The 19239-nt window shown below is 69.8% G+C and carries 19 protein-coding genes; 9 read left to right on the top strand and 10 right to left on the bottom strand.

The annotated features are described in order from the left end of the window. The first annotated feature begins 114 nt into the window (after positions 1-114). Together AC07FN_RS15225 and AC07FN_RS15220 are read left to right on the top strand one after the other, a co-directional pair. A complete protein-coding gene (locus AC07FN_RS15225; RefSeq protein ID WP_478396172.1) occupies positions 115-429 on the top strand; it encodes a bifunctional 3-phenylpropionate/cinnamic acid dioxygenase ferredoxin subunit in 315 nt (104 codons plus the stop codon). Beyond that, positions 426-1592 carry an NAD(P)/FAD-dependent oxidoreductase gene (locus tag AC07FN_RS15220; protein WP_478396171.1) on the top strand — a complete coding sequence of 389 codons (1167 nt, stop codon included), beginning with the start codon at positions 426-428 and terminating at the stop codon, positions 1590-1592. Before AC07FN_RS15225 ends, AC07FN_RS15220 begins: the two co-directional genes overlap by 4 nt. Before the next feature lie 23 nt (positions 1593-1615). On the opposite strand, the gene AC07FN_RS15215 is transcribed toward AC07FN_RS15220, so the two are convergent. Together AC07FN_RS15215 and AC07FN_RS15210 are read right to left on the bottom strand one after the other, a co-directional pair. Next, positions 1616-2965, bottom strand: coding sequence for an HNH endonuclease signature motif containing protein (locus AC07FN_RS15215; protein ID WP_478396170.1), 1350 nt, complete (start codon positions 2963-2965; stop codon positions 1616-1618). Between the two features lie 102 nt (positions 2966-3067). After that, entirely contained in the window at positions 3068-3748 is a 681-nt protein-coding gene (locus tag AC07FN_RS15210; RefSeq protein WP_478396169.1) for a TetR/AcrR family transcriptional regulator, read from the bottom strand. A gap of 152 nt (positions 3749-3900) precedes the next feature. Between AC07FN_RS15210 and AC07FN_RS15205 the strand changes: the two genes are divergently transcribed. Next, positions 3901-4827, top strand: coding sequence for an NADP-dependent oxidoreductase (locus AC07FN_RS15205; protein ID WP_478396168.1), 927 nt, complete (start codon positions 3901-3903; stop codon positions 4825-4827). Between the two features lie 467 nt (positions 4828-5294). On the opposite strand, the gene AC07FN_RS15200 is transcribed toward AC07FN_RS15205, so the two are convergent. From AC07FN_RS15200 to AC07FN_RS15190, 3 genes are all read right to left on the bottom strand, one after another. Continuing rightward, a complete protein-coding gene (locus tag AC07FN_RS15200; RefSeq protein WP_478396167.1) occupies positions 5295-5969 on the bottom strand; it encodes a DedA family protein in 675 nt (224 codons plus the stop codon). A 123-nt stretch (positions 5970-6092) separates the two neighbouring features. Then, positions 6093-7673, bottom strand: coding sequence for a D-alanyl-D-alanine carboxypeptidase/D-alanyl-D-alanine endopeptidase (dacB, locus tag AC07FN_RS15195; protein WP_478396166.1), 1581 nt, complete (start codon positions 7671-7673; stop codon positions 6093-6095). Positions 7674-7816: 143 nt separating this feature from the next. After that, complete coding sequence (locus AC07FN_RS15190) at positions 7817-8425, bottom strand: LysE family translocator (RefSeq protein ID WP_478396165.1); 609 nt, start codon at positions 8423-8425, stop codon at positions 7817-7819. A gap of 92 nt (positions 8426-8517) precedes the next feature. Between AC07FN_RS15190 and AC07FN_RS15185 the strand changes: the two genes are divergently transcribed. Further along, positions 8518-9030, top strand: coding sequence for an Lrp/AsnC family transcriptional regulator (locus AC07FN_RS15185; protein WP_397529297.1), 513 nt, complete (start codon positions 8518-8520; stop codon positions 9028-9030). Here AC07FN_RS15185 and tesB read toward each other — a convergent pair whose 3' ends face one another. Together tesB and pyk are read right to left on the bottom strand one after the other, a co-directional pair. Beyond that, complete coding sequence (gene tesB / locus AC07FN_RS15180) at positions 9031-9969, bottom strand: acyl-CoA thioesterase II (RefSeq protein ID WP_478396164.1); 939 nt, start codon at positions 9967-9969, stop codon at positions 9031-9033. Between the two features lie 72 nt (positions 9970-10041). Further along, entirely contained in the window at positions 10042-11463 is a 1422-nt protein-coding gene (pyk, locus tag AC07FN_RS15175) for a pyruvate kinase (protein ID WP_358576475.1), read from the bottom strand. Positions 11464-11537: 74 nt separating this feature from the next. On the opposite strand from pyk, the gene AC07FN_RS15170 reads away from it, so the two are divergent. Beyond that, the gene (locus tag AC07FN_RS15170; RefSeq protein WP_478396163.1) at positions 11538-11909 is read left to right on the top strand and encodes a VanZ family protein; all 372 of its coding nucleotides are present in this window, start codon (positions 11538-11540) and stop codon (positions 11907-11909) included. On the opposite strand, the gene AC07FN_RS15165 is transcribed toward AC07FN_RS15170, so the two are convergent. After that, positions 11887-12609 carry a DUF2461 domain-containing protein gene (locus AC07FN_RS15165; protein WP_478396162.1) on the bottom strand — a complete coding sequence of 241 codons (723 nt, stop codon included), beginning with the start codon at positions 12607-12609 and terminating at the stop codon, positions 11887-11889. The genes AC07FN_RS15170 and AC07FN_RS15165 overlap by 23 nt on opposite strands. Before the next feature lie 354 nt (positions 12610-12963). On the opposite strand from AC07FN_RS15165, the gene AC07FN_RS15160 reads away from it, so the two are divergent. Beyond that, on the top strand, positions 12964-13317 hold the full coding sequence (locus AC07FN_RS15160) for a nuclear transport factor 2 family protein (RefSeq protein WP_478396161.1): 354 nt from the start codon (positions 12964-12966) through the stop codon (positions 13315-13317). A gap of 6 nt (positions 13318-13323) precedes the next feature. On the opposite strand, the gene AC07FN_RS15155 is transcribed toward AC07FN_RS15160, so the two are convergent. Beyond that, positions 13324-14427 (bottom strand): Gfo/Idh/MocA family protein, encoded by a 1104-nt coding sequence (locus AC07FN_RS15155; protein WP_478396160.1) that lies wholly within the window; start codon positions 14425-14427, stop codon positions 13324-13326. A gap of 116 nt (positions 14428-14543) precedes the next feature. Between AC07FN_RS15155 and AC07FN_RS15150 the strand changes: the two genes are divergently transcribed. From AC07FN_RS15150 to AC07FN_RS15140, 3 genes are all read left to right on the top strand, one after another. Next, positions 14544-15128: a TetR/AcrR family transcriptional regulator gene (locus AC07FN_RS15150; RefSeq protein ID WP_478396159.1), complete on the top strand. Its 585-nt coding sequence runs from the start codon at positions 14544-14546 to the stop codon at positions 15126-15128. 52 nt (positions 15129-15180) lie between these two features. Then, a complete protein-coding gene (locus tag AC07FN_RS15145) occupies positions 15181-17535 on the top strand; it encodes a LuxR C-terminal-related transcriptional regulator (RefSeq protein WP_478396158.1) in 2355 nt (784 codons plus the stop codon). 188 nt (positions 17536-17723) lie between these two features. Then, a complete protein-coding gene (locus AC07FN_RS15140; RefSeq protein WP_478396157.1) occupies positions 17724-18422 on the top strand; it encodes a transglycosylase SLT domain-containing protein in 699 nt (232 codons plus the stop codon). A 9-nt stretch (positions 18423-18431) separates the two neighbouring features. On the opposite strand, the gene AC07FN_RS15135 is transcribed toward AC07FN_RS15140, so the two are convergent. Further along, the gene (locus tag AC07FN_RS15135) at positions 18432-19127 is read right to left on the bottom strand and encodes a FadR/GntR family transcriptional regulator (RefSeq protein WP_478396156.1); all 696 of its coding nucleotides are present in this window, start codon (positions 19125-19127) and stop codon (positions 18432-18434) included. Positions 19128-19239 lie beyond the last annotated feature (112 nt).

Here is a 19239-nt window from a genome sequence, read left to right as displayed (position 1 = left end):
CGAATGGAGGCCGCGCACGATGTGCCGACCGAACCCCTTGACGAGCCCGGTACCGAAGCCGCACATTGTTGCGCATTGCACTCCGTGTTCTGGATAGCGCAACGGAGGTCCAAGATGTTCGAAGCCTGCCGAGTGTCCGATCTGCCGCCCGGCGAGTCCGTCCGCATCGAGGCGCACGTCCCGATCGCGGTGTTCAACGTGGAAGGCGACCTCTACGCCATCGACGACACCTGCACCCACCAGGACGCCTCGCTGGCGGAAGGCTGGGTGGAGGACTGCCGGGTCGAGTGCCCGCTGCACGCGGCGGCGTTCGACCTGCGCACGGGCCTGCCGTGCGGCCTGCCGGCGAAGCGCCCGGTGCGGACGTACCCGGTGCAGGTCGCGGACGGAACGATCTACGTCGAGACCGAAGTGCAGGAAGTCGCATGAGGGCGGTCGCGATCATCGGCGCGTCCCTGGCAGGCTGGCGAGCGGCGCAGGAACTGCGCGCGCAGGGCTTCGAGGGCCGAATAGAGCTGATCGGAGACGAACCGCACCGGCCGTACGACCGGCCGCCGCTGTCGAAGGATTTCCTCGCCGGGAAACAAGAAGCGAGCGACCTCGCGCTGGCCGAGGAACCGGACCTCGCCGAAGTGGACGCGACCTGGCGCCTGGGGCGCCGCGCAGTCGCCCTGTCGACGGCGGACGGCGCGATCGAGCTGGACGACGGCACCCGCTGCCGGGCGGACGGAGTGGTGATCGCAACCGGCGCAACCCCGAGGACGCTGCCCGCAACGCCACCAGGAGTGCACACGCTGCGCACCCTCGACGACGCGATAGCCCTGCGCGACGACCTGCGCCCGGGAGCGCGAGCGGTGATCGTCGGCGCCGGATTCGTGGGCGCCGAAGTGGCATCGACCTGCCGAATGCTCGGTCTCGGAGTGACGGTGGTGGAGGCGCTCGAAGTCCCGCTCGCGCACGTCGTGGGCCCGGAACTGGGCGCGGTGTGCGCAGCCCTGCACGCGGACCACGATGTGCGACTGCTCTGCGGAGCAGGGGTCGAGCGACTGCACGGGGAACACCGGGTCACGGCGGTCGAGCTGACGGACGGCACCGTCCTCCCGGCCGATGTGGTGGTGATCGGCATCGGAGCCCGCCCGAACACCGACTGGCTGCACGGCTCGGGCCTGACGGTGTCGAACGGCGTGCAGTGCGACGCAGGCGGAGTCACGAACCTGCCGAACGTGGTGGCGGTCGGCGACGTGGCCAACTACGGCACGCCGAACGGAGCGCAACGGTTCGAGCACTGGACAACGGCGCTGGAACAACCGGCAACGGCGATCCACAACCTCCTCGCGGGGCGTACGGCACGGAACTTCACGACGGTGCCGTACTTCTGGTCGGAGCAGTACGGAGTACGAATCCAGTTCGCGGGCCACGCGAGCCCGAAGGACGAAGTGGAGATCGTCGACGGAGCACCGGACGACCGCCGCTTCGTAGCCCGGTTCCACCGAGCGAACGAAACCACGGCATTCCTAGCGATGAACAACCCGAAGCTGTTCACCAAACACCGCAGACAACTCACCGCAAAACCCACAACACCGGTCGGCTGACCTCACGCCGCCACATCCGGGCGTCACGAATCGCCCGCCGGGCCCCGTGGTGCGGGGATGAACTCCCGGAGGTGTTCGCGGTGCCGGGTGGGTAGCGCTGTGCCGCCTGGTCTGGGTGTTCGTCTGGGGTCCACTGTGGGCGGTGGGATGAACTCGGGCCTCCCGTCGCGCATGGCGATGTCCCACCGCTGATTGTGAAGCGTGCGGTGATGATGGCCGCAGAGCATCACCATGTTGTTCAGGTCGGTGGCTCCGCCGTCGACCCAGTGTTGGACGTGGTGCGCTTCCGGTGTCCCTGGCGGCCGGTCACACTCCGGGAACGCGCACACGCCATCGCGGCGAAGTAGTGCGACGCGGATGTGGGTGGGTGCGGTTCGTTTCGCCCTGCCCACATCCAAGGGCAGGCTGTCGCCGCCAAAGACGATCGGCAAGACTTCGGCGTCGCAGGCGATGCGGCGGGCGTTGTGGGCGGTGATGGCGCGTTCGGTGTTCAGCGTGCCGGGCATGCCGTCCTCGCCGATGACCTCCAAGCCCCGCTTCAAATCGTCGAAGTCGATCGCGATGGTCATCTGTGGCCGTTGCCCACCGGTGCGCGGCATCCCGTCATGGTCCAGTGCCAAGTCCAGCAATGCCGCGAACCCATCGGCATTCCGCTGCCCGGCCGTGCGAGGATCCTTCTCCCCGTCGATCTCGGGCCGGGGCGCGGCCAGCGGTTGCATGAGCGCGGCGAATTTCGCCCCGACTTCGCGGTCCAGCTTCGCTTTGATGACGATCATCCCGTCCCGGGTGGTCGCGTAGTGCAACTCGCGCGCTTCGTGCTGGGCTTCCTCGTCGCGGTAGGCGCCGTCTTGGTCGAGGAGGTAGCAGATGCGCTCGGCGAGTTTCTCCAGTTCCCTCGGCGACATCGTCCGCGCATACCCGGCGAGGGTTGTTTCGATCTCGGCGACCTGGTGGCAGCGGGCGTAGTCGGGCAAACGGCGGACGCTGTTGACGATGACGCGCGCGTGCTCCAGCCCGATCGCACCCTCCGACAAGGCGGCGGCGGTGTCGGGGAGGTCGGAAGACATGAGCTCGCCGTGGAAGGTTTGCCGGTCTTCGACGTTGCGGGCGACTGTGACGCGGGTTTTCGCGTCGCGCGGGTCGATGTTGAGCAGTCCTTGCAGCCAGACTTGCAGTGATCGGGCGGTGGTCTCGGTGTGAATGGCGCGATGGTGGGCCTCGGCGATGTATTGCAGTTGTTCCCACATCAGTACCCGCATCTCCTTTTCCAGTTCTTGGATGCGGGCCGCGAGTTCAGAATCGGTGCATGACATCGCCGACTGTTGAGGCATGGCCTCCACAGTCGAGTCCTGGGTGTTCAGCAGCGGTGTCATACCTCCATTCTCCTGATTCGAACGCGAGTTCGCATTGTTTTTATGGTCGCTTGATCAGGTGAAACACCCGACCACAAGGGACGGACAGCGAGTTGGGCGACGTCATCCCGTTCGTTGTGGTGGCTTGTAGAGATCGCCAAGGCGGAGCGGCGCGGGCTGGGGCAAGGGCACGCCGTTGGTCGCCTGGCAGGACTGGAGGAAGTAGGCGAGCAGCCGGCGGGAGGCGGCCATGGCGATCTCTGGGGACTCCTGCACGACGCCGTTGTTCGCCAGGAGCAGGAGGGTGACGTCGCTGGGGTCGAAGTCCTCGCGCAGCTGCCCGGTGTCCTTAGCGCGCTGTACCAGTTTGGCAAGGCCTGCTTCGGCGCGGGTGCGTTCACGATGGACGTCGGGCGCGTCGGGAAATTGGGAAAGGAACGCGGCGCTGAACCCGCGATCCTGGGCCTGCATCCGGCACACCTTGGTGAGCACGGCGCGAAGACCACGCCACGGATCGTCGTCCTGAAGGGCCTCGTCGAGGGCCGCGACGCACTGGGCGAGTTGTTCGGAGAACGCCGCGGCGATCAACGAGCCGCGTGTCGGGAAATGCCGGTAAAGGGTGGCGGCGCCCACGGCCGCTCTGCGGGCGATCGTGCTGGACGGTACGTCGGTGCCGTTGAGGGCATACGCCTCGCGGGCCGCCTGGAGGAGCCGGGCGCGATTGTGCCGGGCGTCGGCCCTCTGCCCCCGCGCGGGGGCGCCGGAGTCGGAAGGGGACGGGTTCCGAGACGGTTGAGCGGGCATGTCTCCCACTTAAGCACAAGTGGAAGACGTCGTTCGTTTAGCGGGTTAGCGTGAACTGGTACCGCGGCATCCCGCGAAAAGATCTCGTCCGCAGAAATGAGCGGCCGCGAGTTCTCTCACTCACCGACATGCCATGTATTCGGAGGTTGTCCGTGTTTGCTGTGCAATACCACCGCTATGGCGGTCCCGAAGTCCTTCGTGTGGAGGAAGTCGAAGAACCGCACGCCGGGCCCGGTCAGGTCCGCATCGCCGTACGTGCCACCGGCGTCACCCCTGCCGACTGGTACCTGCGCTCAGGAATGCTGCGGGACATCACGACCGTCGACTTCCCCCATATCCCCGGCATGGACGCCGCCGGAACCGTCGACGAGGTGGGAGAAGGGGTAAGCGGCACCGCGGTGGGCGATGAGGTCTTCGGCCTCGTCCCCGTTGCGGATCAGGGCGGCGCCACGGCCCAGTACGCCGTGCTGGAGGCCTGGGCACCCAAACCCCAGTCATGGTCTTTCGAGGAAGCGGGCGGCGCGGCGGGCAATATCGACACGGCCACGCGCGTACTGGAAGCTCTCGAAGCCACCACGGGCATGACCTTGCTGATCGAGGGTGCCGCCGGAGGCGTCGGCACCACTACCGCACAACTCGCCCAAGCCCGCGGCCTCACCGTGATCGGCACCGCGAGCGAAGGCAACCACGACTTTCTCAGTCAGCTCGGTGTCGTACCGGTCACCTACGGGGCGGGGCTGGCCGATCGCCTCGCCCCACTGGCTCCGCACGGTGTCGACGTGGTCCTGGACGCGGCCGGTAAGGGCTCTCTCGTCGATTTGGTGACCATCGCCGGCGACCCGGACCGCGTGGTGACCATCGCAGACTTCGACGCCGCTCGGCACGGAGTGCGGTTCTCCCGCTCCGAAGCAGGGAAGTCGCTGGGCTGGGCAGGACTGCCACTGGCAGCCAATCTCGCCGACCAGGGCCGCTTCACCGTCCCGCTGCACGGCGTGTTCCCGCTGGAGGAGGCCGCCACAGCTCACGACGTCAGCGCCACTGGCCACGCGCGTGGCAAGATCGTAATCACCGTGCCCTGACACGACAGGCGGTTCGGCCCGCAGCAGGGCGGCCAGGAAGGCGACCACATCCGCCACCAAACCCGCGCCGCCATCGGCAATGCGCACCGCGCCTGGCGACCAGGGATCAATTCCTCGCGAAATCGAGCCATCCCCACAACGCCGCGACGGATCAATCCGAAGCCGAACCCCCACCAGCCCCGACCAACCCGAAAACGGCTACCCCGCAACGCAAGCCGCGAACGAACCGGCCCACTCCGGGCCATCCCCGCGATAGAAAGCCGCTCTGGGGCTGCGGGTCGGATGTCAAGCCTGAAACCCCGAAGGGGCGGCCGCGAGGCCGGGCTTGACCTCCGGCCCGCAGCCCCAACAATCCACCCATCGCGGGGATGGCCCCAAAACACACGGAACCTCTAAAAGCCCCAACCCACAACCAAAAAAGAACAGGCCCCCGGGAACCAACCCAAGAGCCTGCCCAGCAAAACCCATCAAGCCGCGGACTCAACGTCCTCCAGCTCACCGCCCGACGGAACCTCGGCAGCCGCAACGGCCCGCTGCGACCGCCGCCGCTTGGCGTACCAAACCCCCACCCCGACAAGCACCACGACAACGACCAGCACCCAACTGGCCCGCCCCAACGTCTCCTCGATGTACTTCGCCGAAGCCCCAGCAGCCCACCCGATGCTCACATGCGTCGCGGACCAGGTGATCGCCCCGATCAACGACGACACGAAGAACCGCGCGTACGACATCCCGCTCGCCCCGGCCGCGGCCGGCATCAGGGTCCGCACCACCGGCAGGAACCGCGCCACCAGCACGGCCCCCACGCCCCACTTGCACAGCAGCTCCCCGGCCCGGTCCCAGTGCTTCTGGCCGAGCTTGCGCACCACCTTCGTCTCGCGCATCTTCAGCCGGTAGCGGCGCCCGAGCCAGAATCCGATGTTGTCCCCGACCGCCGCGCACACCGCGACGACGGAGGCCAGCAGGATGAAGAACCCGACGTCGGTCACCGCCGCCGAGGCGATCAGCAGGCCGCTCTCGCCGGGCACCAGGAAGCCCAGGCCGATGGTGCATTCGCCGAGCACCAATGCGCCGGTCACCAGTACCAATAGCGGCTTCGGCAAGCCTCCGACGACTGCCAGGATGTCGCTGATGAAGGTCACGGGACGGGCTCCTCGGCATGCGTGCTGGCTTGACCTCGTTCACGCTACCGGCGTAACCGCGCCCCGGTCTCCGGAATGCCCCTTAGCCTTCCCCGAGACCGGGGTCACACCGGCCCTTCCGGGTCAGCACGCCTTCACCCACGAGCATTCCAGGGCACTTTCGTCGACCGGCGTGCCCGGGTCGTCGACGTGCGTGCGCGACTTCGGCACGTGCACGCGGCCGCTCGGCCGGTCATCGGCGCCGTCGTACTCGGCCAGCCGGACCGCGATCGCGTCCTCCAGGTCGCGCGGGGAGCCGCCGAGGAAGTCGTTGAACACCACCGAGAAGACCAGTTCGCGGCCGTTGGCGGCGGTGACGTAGCCGGACAGCGACGTGACCCCGGTCAGCGATCCGGTCTTGGCGTGGACGTTGTTCTGCGCCGCGGTCCCGCCCATCCGGTTTCGGAGCGTGCCGCCGACCATGCGGTCCGCTACCCCGGCGACCGGCAGCGCGTCGTACCAGGACCGGAACCAGGGCCGCTCGCGCGCGTTGTCCAGCAGCAGGGCCAGTTGCTCCGGCGTCACTTGGTCCATCGTGGACAGACCGGAGCCGTCCACCACGCGCAGCACGTCCGGGTTCACGCCGAGACCGCTCAGCTCCTCGGTCAGCACTTCCAGCCCGGCCGACCAGCTGCCCTCGCCGCGGGCTTCCCGCCCCATCGCTTTGACCAGGACTTCCGCGTGCCCGTTGTTGCTGAGCTTCAGGAACGGAACCAGGAGTTCCCGCAGCGGCATCGACTGCCGCGAGGCGAGCGCCCGCGCGTCGGCCGGCGCGATCCCCTCCCCCGTCCCCTTGATCGTCACGCCGTGCGCGGCCAGCGCGCGGGCGAAGACGTCGGCGGCGTACGCGGACGCATCCGGCACCGAGGTGAGGTCTTCGAACGGCTGCGAACCGGCCGGCACGCTCCCGGTCACCACCACCCGGGAACCGCCGTGGTCGCGCTGCACGGTCACGTCGGGTTCGCCGTCCGCGGCCGAAGTGGTGGTCCGGTTGTCGATCTGCACGACGCCGGTGGCCGGTTCCAGCCGCACCTCGGCCCGGCTCCCCTGGACCGTCGGGCTGACCCGCACGAGCGCGGTCCCGGCGTCGAAGTCGGTGTTCGGAGCCAGGGTCAGCGCGGAAACCGGTGCGGCGTAGTAGTACGGCTCGTCGTCCCACGCCCAGCCGGTGCCCAGCGGCACGTCGTCGAACCAGGTGTCATCGGCCAGCAACCGACCGTGCACGGCCCGAACCCCGGACGCCGCAACCTCTTCCGCGAGCCGTTCGTAGTCGGCGGCGAGCAGCGTCGGGTCGCCGGTGCCGCGCAGGTAGAGGTCGCCGAGCAGCACCGGCCCGTGCTGCCGCCCGGCGGTCACGACGTCGGTGCGGAACCGGTAGCCCGGCCCCAGCGCCTCCAGCGCCGCGGCCGAGGTGAGCAGCTTCGCGTTCGACGCCGGGGTCGCGCGGTCGGTCGCCTGCCTGCTGTAGAGCACCTCGTCGGTGGCCGGGTCGCGCACCACGACCCCGGCGTGCGACCCGTTCAGCCGCTCGTCGGCGAGGATGTCGTCGAGGTCGACGCGCAACGCGTCCGGCCCACTAGGTGCCGCTCCGGACGGTGCTACGAAGACGACCGACGCGCCCAGCGCCGCAGCGAGCCCGAACGCCAGTCCCCACCGTCGACGCATGAGCAGCTCCCTCGGCTCGCCCGAAACAGATCATGCAGAGTAAGCACGATCATCACAGGCGGTCAACGGAACTGCTCAATGCCGACGTGGAAACCCCCACCGGTCCCGCACCGCCACGCAGAACGAGTTCGCCAGACAGGTGTTCAGCCGACGGCGATCGCGGTCGCCATGGCCAGCAGCGCACCGCCGCAGCACCGCTCGAAGACCTTCCGCCGCCGCGGGTCGGACAAGAAGGCGGACAGCCACTGCACCGAGGGCACCACGACGAGCCACCAGGCCGCGAACGCGGACACCGCGACGCCGCTGAGCAGCGCGGCCTGCTTCACCGGCTCCGCCGCCGGATCCATGGCCTGCGGCAGCAGCGTCAGGAAGGTCAGCATGACCTTCGGGTTGAGCACGTCGGTCAGCAGCCCGCGCAGGAAGACGGCGCGGCCGGAACTCGGCACGTCCACCTCCGGGGCCCCGGACACGGTTCCGGACTTGCGGAGGATCTGCAGGCCCATCCAGCCCAGGTAGGCGACGCCGATCACCTTCACCACCAGCAGCGCCGCGGGCACGGTCATCACCAGCGCTGACAGCCCCAGGGTCGCCGCCGTCGCGTGCAGCAGCAGCCCGCAGGTGACGCCCGCCGCCGCGAGCCAGCCCCAGCGCGCGCCGTTCGCGGCGTTGCGCGTCACCAGCACGAAGTCCGGCCCCGGTACCAGGACGATCACCAGCAGCGCCAGCAGGAACGACCCCCAGGCGATGTGCACGACTGCTCCTTCGAATCGAATCAGCGGTGGATTGCCCATATCTTCCGCCGTTCGTTCGCCATCTCGCGAGCTGCGCCGTAGCATGTTCGGTTGTGCAGGAATCTGTAGAACTGGATTCGGTCGACTGGCGGATCCTGGAGGAGTTGCAGAACGACGCGACCTTGCCGAACCGGGTGCTCGCCGAGCGGGTCGGGCTGGCGGCTTCCAGCTGCCTGCAACGGGTTCGGCGCCTGCGGGAACAGGGCGTGATCACCGGGTCGCACATCGACGTCAACCCGGCGGCGACGGGGCTGGCGCTGGAGGCGGTGGTGGCGATCAACGTCCGCCCGCACACCCGGCAGGTCGTCGACCAGTTCCGGGAGTTCGTGATGGGGCAGCCGGAAACCCGCTCGCTGCTGCACGTCAGCGGTCAGGCGGACTTCCTGCTGCACGTGGCGGTCGCGGACACCAAGCACCTGCAGGAGTTCCTGGTGGACAAGCTCGCGTCCCGCACCGAGGTCCGGCACTTCACCAGCTCGATCGTGCTGGAGCAGCTGCACACGCGAGCCCTGACGCCGCCGCGGCAGCTGCGCCCGAAGCGCCGCCGCCGGTCCGGCGATGGGTAATCAGTCGCCGACGCGGAGCAGGCCCTCTTGCACGACGGTCGCGACCAGCTGGCCGTCGCGGGAGAAGAACCGGCCGGTGGCCAGGCCGCGGGCGCCGGAGGCGCTGGGCGAGGCGCAGTCGTAGAGCAGCCACTCGTCGGCGCGGAAGCGCCGGTGGAACCACATCGCGTGATCCAGGCTGGCGCCGTTGACCTTGTCCAGGCCCCAGTACACGCCGTGCCGGGCCAGCACCGCGTCGAGCAGCGTCATGTCGGAGGCGAAGGCCGCGATGCACACGTGCAGCAGGTCGTCGTCGGGCAGCACACCGTCGGCGCGCATCCACACCTGGCTGCGGGCCTCGCGCGGGCCGTTCTCGCGGCTCACCCACGGCGGCTCGGTCACGTAGCGCACGTCGATCGGCCGCGGCTGGGCGCGTCCGAGCTTCTCGATCATCGGGCCGATCTGCTCGCCGTAGGTCGGCAGCGTCTCCGGGTCCGGGACCTCGGGCATGGGCTCGGCGTGGTCGATGCCGTCCTCGTCGACCTGGAAGGACGCGGACAGCGAGAAGATCGCCTTGCCGCGCTGCACGGCGACCACTCGTCGCGTGGTGAACGACCGGCCGTCCCGGGTGCGGTCCACCTCGTAGACGATCGGGATGCTCGGGTCGCCGGGCCGGATGAAGTAGGCGTGCAGCGAGTGCACCCGCCGCTCCGGCGGCACCGTGCGGCCTGCGGCGACCAGCGCCTGGCCGGCGACCTGACCGCCGAACACGCGGACCGGCGACGAGGCCGGGCTGACGCCGCGGAAGATGTTCTCCTCGATGCGTTCGAGGTCGAGCAGCGCGACCAGGCTGTCCAGCACCGGTTGACCGTGCGGCATGCCGTTGACGTCGAGCGGAACCGCGTCCTGCAGGTGGGTTCCGGCCGGATCGGCCGCGGCGGCTCGGGCAGCTTCGGTCACTGCGCGCTCCTCGGGGTTGTACGCCGGATCTCCGGACGGGAGCGCCGGGTGGCTCCCGTCCGAGAATGCGGATCAGACGTGGTCTTCCTCGCCCAACCGGTGCACGCGGATGAGGTTGGTGGAACCGACCGTGCCGGGCGGCGAGCCCGCGACGACGACGACCATGTCGCCGCGCTGCGATCGGCCGATCGACAGCATCGACTGGTCCACCTGCCGCACCATCTGGTCCGTGGTGTCCACCTTAGGCACCAAGAACGTCTCCGTCCCCCAAGTGAGAGCGAGCTGACTCCGCACTGATTCCTCGGGGGTGAACGCCAGCAGCGGCAGCCTGGTGTGCAGCCGGGCGAGCCGGCGCACGGTGTCGCCGGACTGCGTGAAGGCCACCAGCGCCTTGGCGTTGAGGCGTTCGCCGATGTCGCGCGCCGCGTACGAGATGACGCCGCGCTTGGTGCGCGGGACGTGGCTCAGCGGCGGCGGTGCCGTCGATCCCGCCTCGACCGCTTCGACGATGCGCGCCATCGTCTGGACGGTCTCGATCGGGTAGCGGCCGACGCTGGTCTCGCCGGAGAGCATCACCGCGTCGGTGCCGTCGAGCACCGCGTTGGCGACGTCGGAGGTCTCCGCGCGCGTCGGACGCGAGTTGTTGATCATGGAATCGAGCATCTGGGTCGCGACGATGACCGGCTTCGCGTTCTCCCGCGCGATCCGGATCGCCTTCTTCTGGACCAGCGGCACGTGTTCCAGCGGCAACTCGACGCCGAGGTCACCGCGGGCGACCATGACGCCGTCGAAGGCCAGCACGATGGCCTCCAGGTTGTCCACCGCTTCCGGCTTCTCCAGCTTCGCGATCACCGGGACGCGGCGGCCGACCCGGTCCATCACCTGGTGCACCAGGTCGATGTCGGCCGGGCTGCGGACGAAGGACAGCGCGATGAAGTCCACGCCCAGCTCGAGCGCGAACTCCAGGTCCTCGATGTCCTTCTCGGACAGCGCGGGCACCGAAACATCCATGCCCGGCAAGGAAATTCCCTTGTTGTCCGAAACCGGACCACCTTCCGTCACCTCGCAGATGACGTCGGTGTCCTCGACGCCGGTGACGGTCAGCCCCACCTTGCCGTCGTCGACCAGGAGTCGGTCGCCGACCTTGGCGTCGTTGGCGAGGCCCTTGTACGTGGTGGACACCCTGTCGTGGGTGCCCTGGACGTCGTCGACCGTGATGCGCACGATGTCGCCGGTCCGCCACTCCACCGGCCCGGCAGCGAACTTGCCGAGTCGGATCTTCGGTCCCTGCAGGTCACCCAGGATGCCGACGGCGCGACCGGACTCCTTGGCCGCGGCTCGGACCATCTCGTAGACCTGCTGGTGATCGGCGTGGCTGCCGTGGCTGAAGTTCAGCCGGGCGACGTCCATTCCGCTGCTGACGAGCTCAGCCATCTTCTCCGGTGTGGCGGTGGCTGGGCCCATGGTACAAACGATCTTGGCTCGTCGACTCACGTTATGCCAGCGTAGTCTGTTGACCGACGCGCGCAGCACGCAGCCATGCCGGTAGACGTGGATCGGGGAGATCGTTGCTGGATCATTACAGAACCCGGCTCACCCGGATTCCGTTCGGGGTCGCGGTGCTGGCCAGCCTGCTCATCCTGTTCATGCCGGCGTCCGGGGTGCCGACCGCGCCGCCGGGCACCGACAAGGTGGTGCACTTCGCGATGTTCGCGGCGCTGGCCGCGACCGGCCGGATCGCCGGGTTCCCGACGTCGCGGCTGCTGCCGGCGCTGGTCGGCTACGCGATCGCGTCGGAGATCATGCAGGGCCTGCTGCCGATCGGGCGCAGCTGCGAGGTGCCCGACGGCCTGGTCGACGTGGCGGGCGCGGCGGCGGGCTGGGCGCTCATCACGGCGGCGCGACGGGTGCGCCGGGTCAGCGACGCTTCTTCTCGGTGACTCCGATGTGGTCGGCGCACCACTGGTTGAGCTCGCGCACCGCGCTCCAGGACTGCCGGACCCGGTCGATGCAGGCGCGCTCGTGCAGGATGTCGTCGGCTTCCCAGTCGCGGGACGCGTAGAGCGTGCGGTGCCGCAGCAGGTCCAGCCGGGGATGCCCGGCGGAGAACCCGCGCGGCCGGCTCTTGAGCGTCTCCCCTTCGATCTCCCAGCCCTGCTCGACGAGCACGGCCAGCAACGACCGCAGCCGCTCGCCGTGGATGTCGGTGTCGACCGCGGCGCGGAACCGGGCCAGCTGGTCGGACTCGGTGTGGTAGCAGCCCCCGGCGACGAGCAGCCCGTCGGCGCTGACCTCGACGTAGTAGGCGCCACCGCCGCGCCCCAGCTCGATCACGGCGCCGCAGTGCGTCTTGTAGGGCGACTTGTCGGCGCTGAACCGGACGTCCCGGTGCGGCCGGAAGACCTTGCCCTGCCCGAATCCCGGCCCGAACTCGGGCTCCAGCTCGGCGAGCAGCGCCTCCATCGGCGCGCGGACCTGCTCCCGGTAGGACGCGAGGTTGTCGTTCCAGTAGGCCTTGGCGTCGTGCACCTCTCGCTGCGAATCCACCAGCCCGGCCTGGACCCCTTCGAGCCCTTCGAAGAACTCGACCACTCCCCTGCCGAAGCCCTCGAACCTCTGCCCTGCGATGTCGCCGCCCACTGCTCCTCCCCCTTCGCCCCGATGATGATCCGCGATCGCCCGCCGTTCGCGCACCGGGGGTGGAGGAAGAACTGCGGCGCCTGACCGAACCTGGGGGTTGCCGGTCAGGCGCCGCAGCCATGCACCGATCATCGACTGCGACCCCCCGATGACCGATATTCAAAAGACGCGAACGTCACTCGCGTGCCCTAACAGTAAGCACGTCATTTGGCATATACCAACTCAATACAGGACATGCCACCCTTTCGGGCGAAAAGACGCCCGCCGCGCCCCCGGATCACACGAGTCCACTGTGGCCACTCGCCGACCACGAGAGCGGAAATTCGCGCGACCGCGACCTTAGGCTCGGAAGCCATGGACGAGGACTTCGAGACTGTCATCAACAGCGAGCTCGAACTGCTCACCCCCGGGGTTCGCGCGGATGACGATGCGGTGCGGGCGCTGCTGCACGAGGACTTCCGCGAGTTCGGCGCATCCGGGACGATCTGGGACCGGGAGACGATCGTGCGCGCGACCTGCGCGAGCAGTTCGGCGCCGATCCAGGCGGACGACCTTCGGCCGGTGCGGCTCGGCCCGGACGCGATCCTGCTGACCTACACCGCGCGGATGGAAGACTCAGCCTCCCTCCGGACGGCCATCTGGATCCGCACGGACGGCGCTTGGAAGCTGCGCCACCACCAGGGAACGCGCCTCCCGCCGGGGCCGTGAGCCGGTTCAGCCGAGTGCCTGGCGGGCGCCGGAGGCCGCCGAGGCCCGGATCGCGTCGAGCACTCGGTGCAGGCGGAGGCCGCGGGCGAAGTCCGGCGCGACCTGCTCGCCGGTGCGCAGCCCCTCGGCGATGTCCGCGTACACCGCCGCCACGTTGCGGGCCTCCTGCGTGACCGGGCGGACCGGCGGCAGCTGGACCGCCTCCCACGGCCGGCCCGGCTCGGCGGACACGCGGAGTTCGAGGTCGCTCATCTGGATCTGGGTGCCGCGCGGATCTTCCGCGCCGGTCGAGGCGATGGCCAGACTTCCTTCGGTGCCAACGATTTCCAGCAGCACTCGCGGGTCCGCGACCTCGCCGTCGCGGATGTTCGCCGACAGCGTCGCACCGGAGGCCAGCCCGGCGTGCAGCACCAGGTGGTCCGGGCTGTCGACCGCCACCGGCTCGCCGGTCTCGGCCACCACCTGGTCCGGGAGCTGCACGGACAGGTCGGCGGACAGGCGGGCGATGTCGCCGAGCAGGTGGTCCAGCACCGACAGGACGTGTCCACCGTGAACTTCCAACAGTCCGGCGGCATTGGCCGACTGCAGCGTGTAGACGGCCCAGGCCGGCACCTTCCCCGTCGCCCCCTTGCCGCGAGCGCTGTGCACCGCGGCAGAGGTGATCCTCCCCAGCGCGCCCTTCGCAAGCAGTTCCCGGGCATGCTGGATCGCGGGCGAGTACAGCGCCTGCAGGCCGATCACGTTGTGCACGCCGGCTGCCCGGGCTCCCGCCACCAGGACCTCCGCCTCCTCGGTGGTGCGCGCCAGCGGCCACTCGCAGTAGACGTGCTTGCCCGCGTCCAGCGCCGCCTGGACGAGTTCCAGGTGCTTGGGCACGCGGACCGTGACGACGACCAGATCGACGTCCGGATGCCCGGCCAGCGAACGCGCGTCGGCGAAGGCGTGCTCGGCGCCGAACGCCGCAGCCGCGCGCCGGGCGCTCTCCTCCCGGCTGGTCGCGACGGCGGTCAACTCGTACTGGTCGAGCGCGCGCAGCGCCGGGACGTGCGCCCGCCCCGCCCAGCCCTGGTCCGGGTTGGCCCCGATGATCCCGACCTTGATCCTGCCCACGACATCCTCCAACCGGACCTCAGAGGTCCGTTTTGTCCCGACGAACCGGACTCGACAAGTCCGGTTCAATCCGGAGTCTAACCGGACTCATCAAGTCCGGTTGGTAGGGTGGTCCGGTGAGCGCGGTGGAACGACTTCTGAGCGAGGATGCGCCGCGGGCGGACGCGCAGCGCAACGTGCGGCGGCTCGTGGTGGCCGCTCGCGAGGCGGTCGCCGAGGTCGGCGTCGGCGTGACCGCGCACGAGATCGCCCGCCGCGCCGGTGTCGGGATCGGCACCTTCTACCGCCGGGTGCCCTCCCGCGAGGCCCTGCTGCAGGCGGTGGTCGAGGACACCATCTACGAGATCGTCGGCCTGGCCCGCCAGGCGTTGCGGGACCCGGACCCGTGGCACGGGTTCTGCAGCTTCGCCGCCGAGTTCGTGCAGTTGCGCGCGATGAGCTGCGGGATCAACGAGGCGCTGGGCACGGACTGCGCGCTGACCCTCGACCAACCGCTGGCCGACCTGCGCGAACAGATCCAGCTGCTCGTCGAGCGCTGCCAGCAGGCCGGCGCCGTGCGCGGGGACGTGCCGTGGCAGGACGTGCCGTTCGCCCTCACCTCGGTGATGACCGGGAACCGCACCATCGGACTGCCCGCCGCCGACGACCAGTGGCGGCGGAACCTGCGCATCGTGCTCGCCGGGCTCCGGGCCACGGCCTAGCGCCGGAACAAGATCCCAGGTCAGGGGTCGCGCAGCGGGTTAAGCTCGGGACGTGGTCTCCACTGCTCGAGCCCGTGCGCGGGAGCCAGCGGGCAACCTCCCGGCCGACGTCACGAGCTTCGTCGGCCGGCGTCGCGAGATCACCCTCACCAAGCGCCTGCTCGCCGAGTCCCGGGTGGTCACCCTCACCGGCCCCGGCGGCGTCGGCAAGACCCGGCTGGCGATACGGGTCGCGGGAAACATGCGCCGCACGTTCCGGGACAAGTCCTGGTGCGTCGAGCTCGAGGGCGTCCGGGACGGCTCGCTGGTGGTCGACGCGGTCATCGAGCAGCTCGGCATCGGCGGCCCCACCGGCGGGGAGGACATCGACACCATCATCGAGCAGCTCAAGTCCCGCGAGATGCTGCTCGTGCTGGACAACTGCGAGCACGTGATCGAAGACGTCGCGCTGCTGGTCGACGCGGTGGTGCGCTGGTGCCCCGGGGTGCGGGTGCTGGCCACCAGCAGGCAGTCCCTCGGCGTCTCCGGCGAGGCGACCCTGGTCGTCCCGCCGTTGCAGGTCCCCGACATCGAGCACCTGCCGCCGCCGGAGGCCTACGAGCAGTTCGCGTCGGTCCGGCTGTTCGTCGACCGGGCCAGGGCCGCGGTCCCCGAGTTCGAGGTCACCGCCGACAACGCCACGGCGCTGATGCGGCTCTGCCACCACCTCGACGGCAACCCGCTGGCGATCGAACTGGCGGCCGTCCGGCTGCGGTCGCTGTCGCTGCAACAGCTCGAAGAGCGCCTGGCCGAGCGCTACGACCTGCTCACCGAGGGCCGCCGCGGCGCACCGGCCCGGCAGCAGACGCTGCGCGCGCTGATCGACTGGAGCTACGAGCTCGCCTCCGACCAGGACCGGCTGACCTGGGCGCGGGTGTCGGTGTTCTCCGGTTCCTTCGACCTGGCCGCCGCCGAGCACGTGGCCGGCAACGGGCTGTCCGACGCCGACGTGCTCAGCGCGATCCACTCGCTGGTCGACAAGTCCGTGCTGATGCGCGAGGAGGAAGGCGGCGAGGTCCGCTTCCGGCTGCCGCACACCCTGCGCGAGTACGGCCAGGACAAGCTCGCGGAGTTCGGCGAGCTGGAGACCATGCAGCAGCGGCACTGCTCCTGGTACGCCGACCTGGCCGGGCGCTTCGCCGCGGAGTGGATCGGCCCGGACCAGGTCGCCTGGGTCAACCGGCTGCGCAGCGACCACGGCAACCTGCGCGCGGCACTGCGCACGGCCGCGGCCAATCCCGGGACCGCCGGGGCGGCGCTGCGGATGTGCACCGACCTGTGGCAGTACTGGGGCATCCGCGGTCTCAACGGTGAAGCCCGGCACTGGCTCGACCAGGTGCTGGCCACTACGCCCCGCGAGATGCCCGAGCGGGTGCGCGCGCTGCGGGTCAGCTCCTGGTTCGCGCTGCTGCACGGCGACGTGGAGACCGTGCAGCCGACGCTGGAGCAGGCGACGGTGCTGGCCACGCAGCGCGGCGATGAGATCGAGAAGGCGCATCTGACGCTGGTGCGCGGGATGGCGGCGTTCGCCCAGAACGACTCGCCGCGGGCCGCCGTGCTGCTGGAGGACGCGCTGGGCCAGTTCCGCAAGCACGAGGTCTCCGTCGGCGAGCTGTTCGCCCTGTTCGGCCTCGGCCTGATCAAGGGCCTGGGCGAGGATCCCGAGGCGGGGCTGGGCGTGCTCGCCGAAGGCATCCGGCTGTCGGGCGGCCTCGGCGAGCTGTACTGGCACTCGTACCTGCTGTGGGCGTCGGCGCAGGTGGAGGCGCGGCGGGGCGACCTGGAGCGGGCGGAGACCGCGGCGAAGGAGGCGTTGCGCCTGCAGCGCAAGCTGGACAACCGGCTGGGCATCGCCTTCAGCATCGACGCGCTCGCCTGGATCGCGCAGCAGCAGGGCAGGCACGACCGCGCCGCCCGGCTCTTCGGCGCGGCTTCGGCGGTGTGGGACGCGGTGCGCGCGGCGCCCGGCTTCTGGGCGCGGTTCGCCATCGACCACGACGAGCACGAGGCGCAGGCCCGGACCGTGCTCGGCGAGTCGGCCTTCCAGGAGGCGTTCGACCGCGGCCACCAGCTGTCGGTGGCGCACACCGTCGACCTCGCGCTGGAGGTCAAGCGGCACGCGCGGCCGCGCGCCGAGGACAACGTGCACCCGATGCCGCTGACCCGGCGGGAGCAGCAGATCGCGGAACTGGTCGCGCAGGGCAACACCAACAAGGAAATCGCTGAGAGCCTGGTGATCGCGCAGCGCACCGTCGAGGGCCACGTGCAGAACATCCTGACCAAGCTCGACTTCTCATCCCGCGCGCAAATCGGCGGTTGGGTAGCCGCGCAGAAGGCGAGTGACGCGAGCGACATCGCTCCCAGATAATCTCACTTTAGGTAGTCGAATCTCCTCACAATGTCGCCCATCTGGGCGAATCTAGGTATTCGTGCACGTACAAACCTCGGTGCGCGAACACTCTCCGTACCGGATTCTCGGTTCTCGTGACCCCCGACGAACCGAACACCCCCGATCGAAGTCCCCGACAGGCCGGGTGGCACCGCTGGGAGAGGGCGGTGCCGCAGACGGCGAACTGGATCCGCGCGGCGTTCCTCGGCGACTCCGCGGACCGGCAGCACCGCGTCCCCCCGAAGATGCGGTCGTTGCAGGTCGGTGCCGCCGTCGCCGCGTTCGGCGTGATCGGCGTCTTCGCCGGCACCGCAGGCGCCAAGACCGAAGCCCCCGCGGTCGAAGCCGCCGCGCACTTCGCCCCGCTGGCCGAGCAGCTCCCCGCCCCGGCGGCCGTCCCACCGGCTCCCGAAGCCGCCCCGGCCCCCGCCGCGCAGCCCGCCCCCGAGGCCGCGCCGGAGCCGGCCAAGCAGGAACAGCCCGCCGAGCAGGTGGCGGAGAAGCCCAAGGACCAGATCGGCGCCTGGATCAACGAGGCGATCGGCGTCCTGGACCAGCACGGCATCCCGCGCGACCAGATCGACGCGGACGCGATCCGCACGATCATCATGCACGAGTCCAACGGCGACCCGAGCGCCACCAACGGCTGGGACTCCAACGCGGCGGCCGGCACCCCATCGATCGGTCTGATGCAGACCATCGAGCCGACCTTCCAGTCCTACGCGCTGCCCGGCCACGGCGACATCTACAACCCGGTCGACAACATCATCGCCGCCACCCGCTACGCGATGACCACCTACGGTTCCGTCGCCGACGTCCCCGGCGTCGCCGGCCTCCGCTCCGGCGGCAGCTACTCCGGCTACTAATAGCCGCTACTAGGCGTCGGTCAGCCCCAACAGGGTTCCTTCCAGGGCTTCGGCGACCAGTTCGCGCATGGCCCACTCGGCCCGCGCCCGGTCACCGCCGCGGATGCACTCGGCGATTTCGCAGTGCAGCCGCACGGCGACCGGGCGCGGGTGTTCGGGCATCAGCCCATGACCTGCGCGCCAGCGCAGCAGTTCCTCGACGACCTCGTGCAGCTGGGCGAACATCTCGTTGCCCGACGCGGTCAGCACCAGCCGGTGGAACGCGACGTCGGCGTCCATGAACGTCTCCAGGTCGCCGGCGCGCGCCGTGGCGACCATCCGCTCGGCGAGGCCGACCAGGCGTGCGGCGTCCTCGTCGTCGCAGCGCTGCGCGGCGGCCGCCGCGGCCATCGGCTCCACCGCGGTGCGCAGTTCCGCCAGCGTCTTCAGCTGAGCCGCGCGGTCGGCGGCCAGCAGCCACCGGATGAGCAGCGGGTCGAAGGCGTTCCAGTCCGCGCGCGGCCGGACCACGATGCCGACCCGCTTGCGACCGATGACCAACCGGATCGACGCGAGGCTGCGGACCACCTCGCGGGCAACGCTGCGTGAGATGCCGAAGCGCTGCTCCATCTCGTCGATGCGCAGCACGCTGCCCGGCCGGTGGACGCCTGCCGCGATCTCGTGACCGAGCTCGTCCAGCACCTTGTCGTGCAGCCCTCCGGCCATCCGGCACGCCCCTTCCACCCTTGAAATCGCCATCAAACATAGGCGCTCCGGACCGGGTGACCCGCCTAACAGACATACTTAATCGGTCCACATGGCAATAAAGTCATACTTA

The sequence above is a fragment of the Saccharopolyspora sp. NPDC045941 genome (assembly GCF_056431445.1).
The sequence above is the reverse complement of the archived record's forward strand: the minus strand, read 5'-3'. Positions and strand labels throughout refer to the sequence as shown.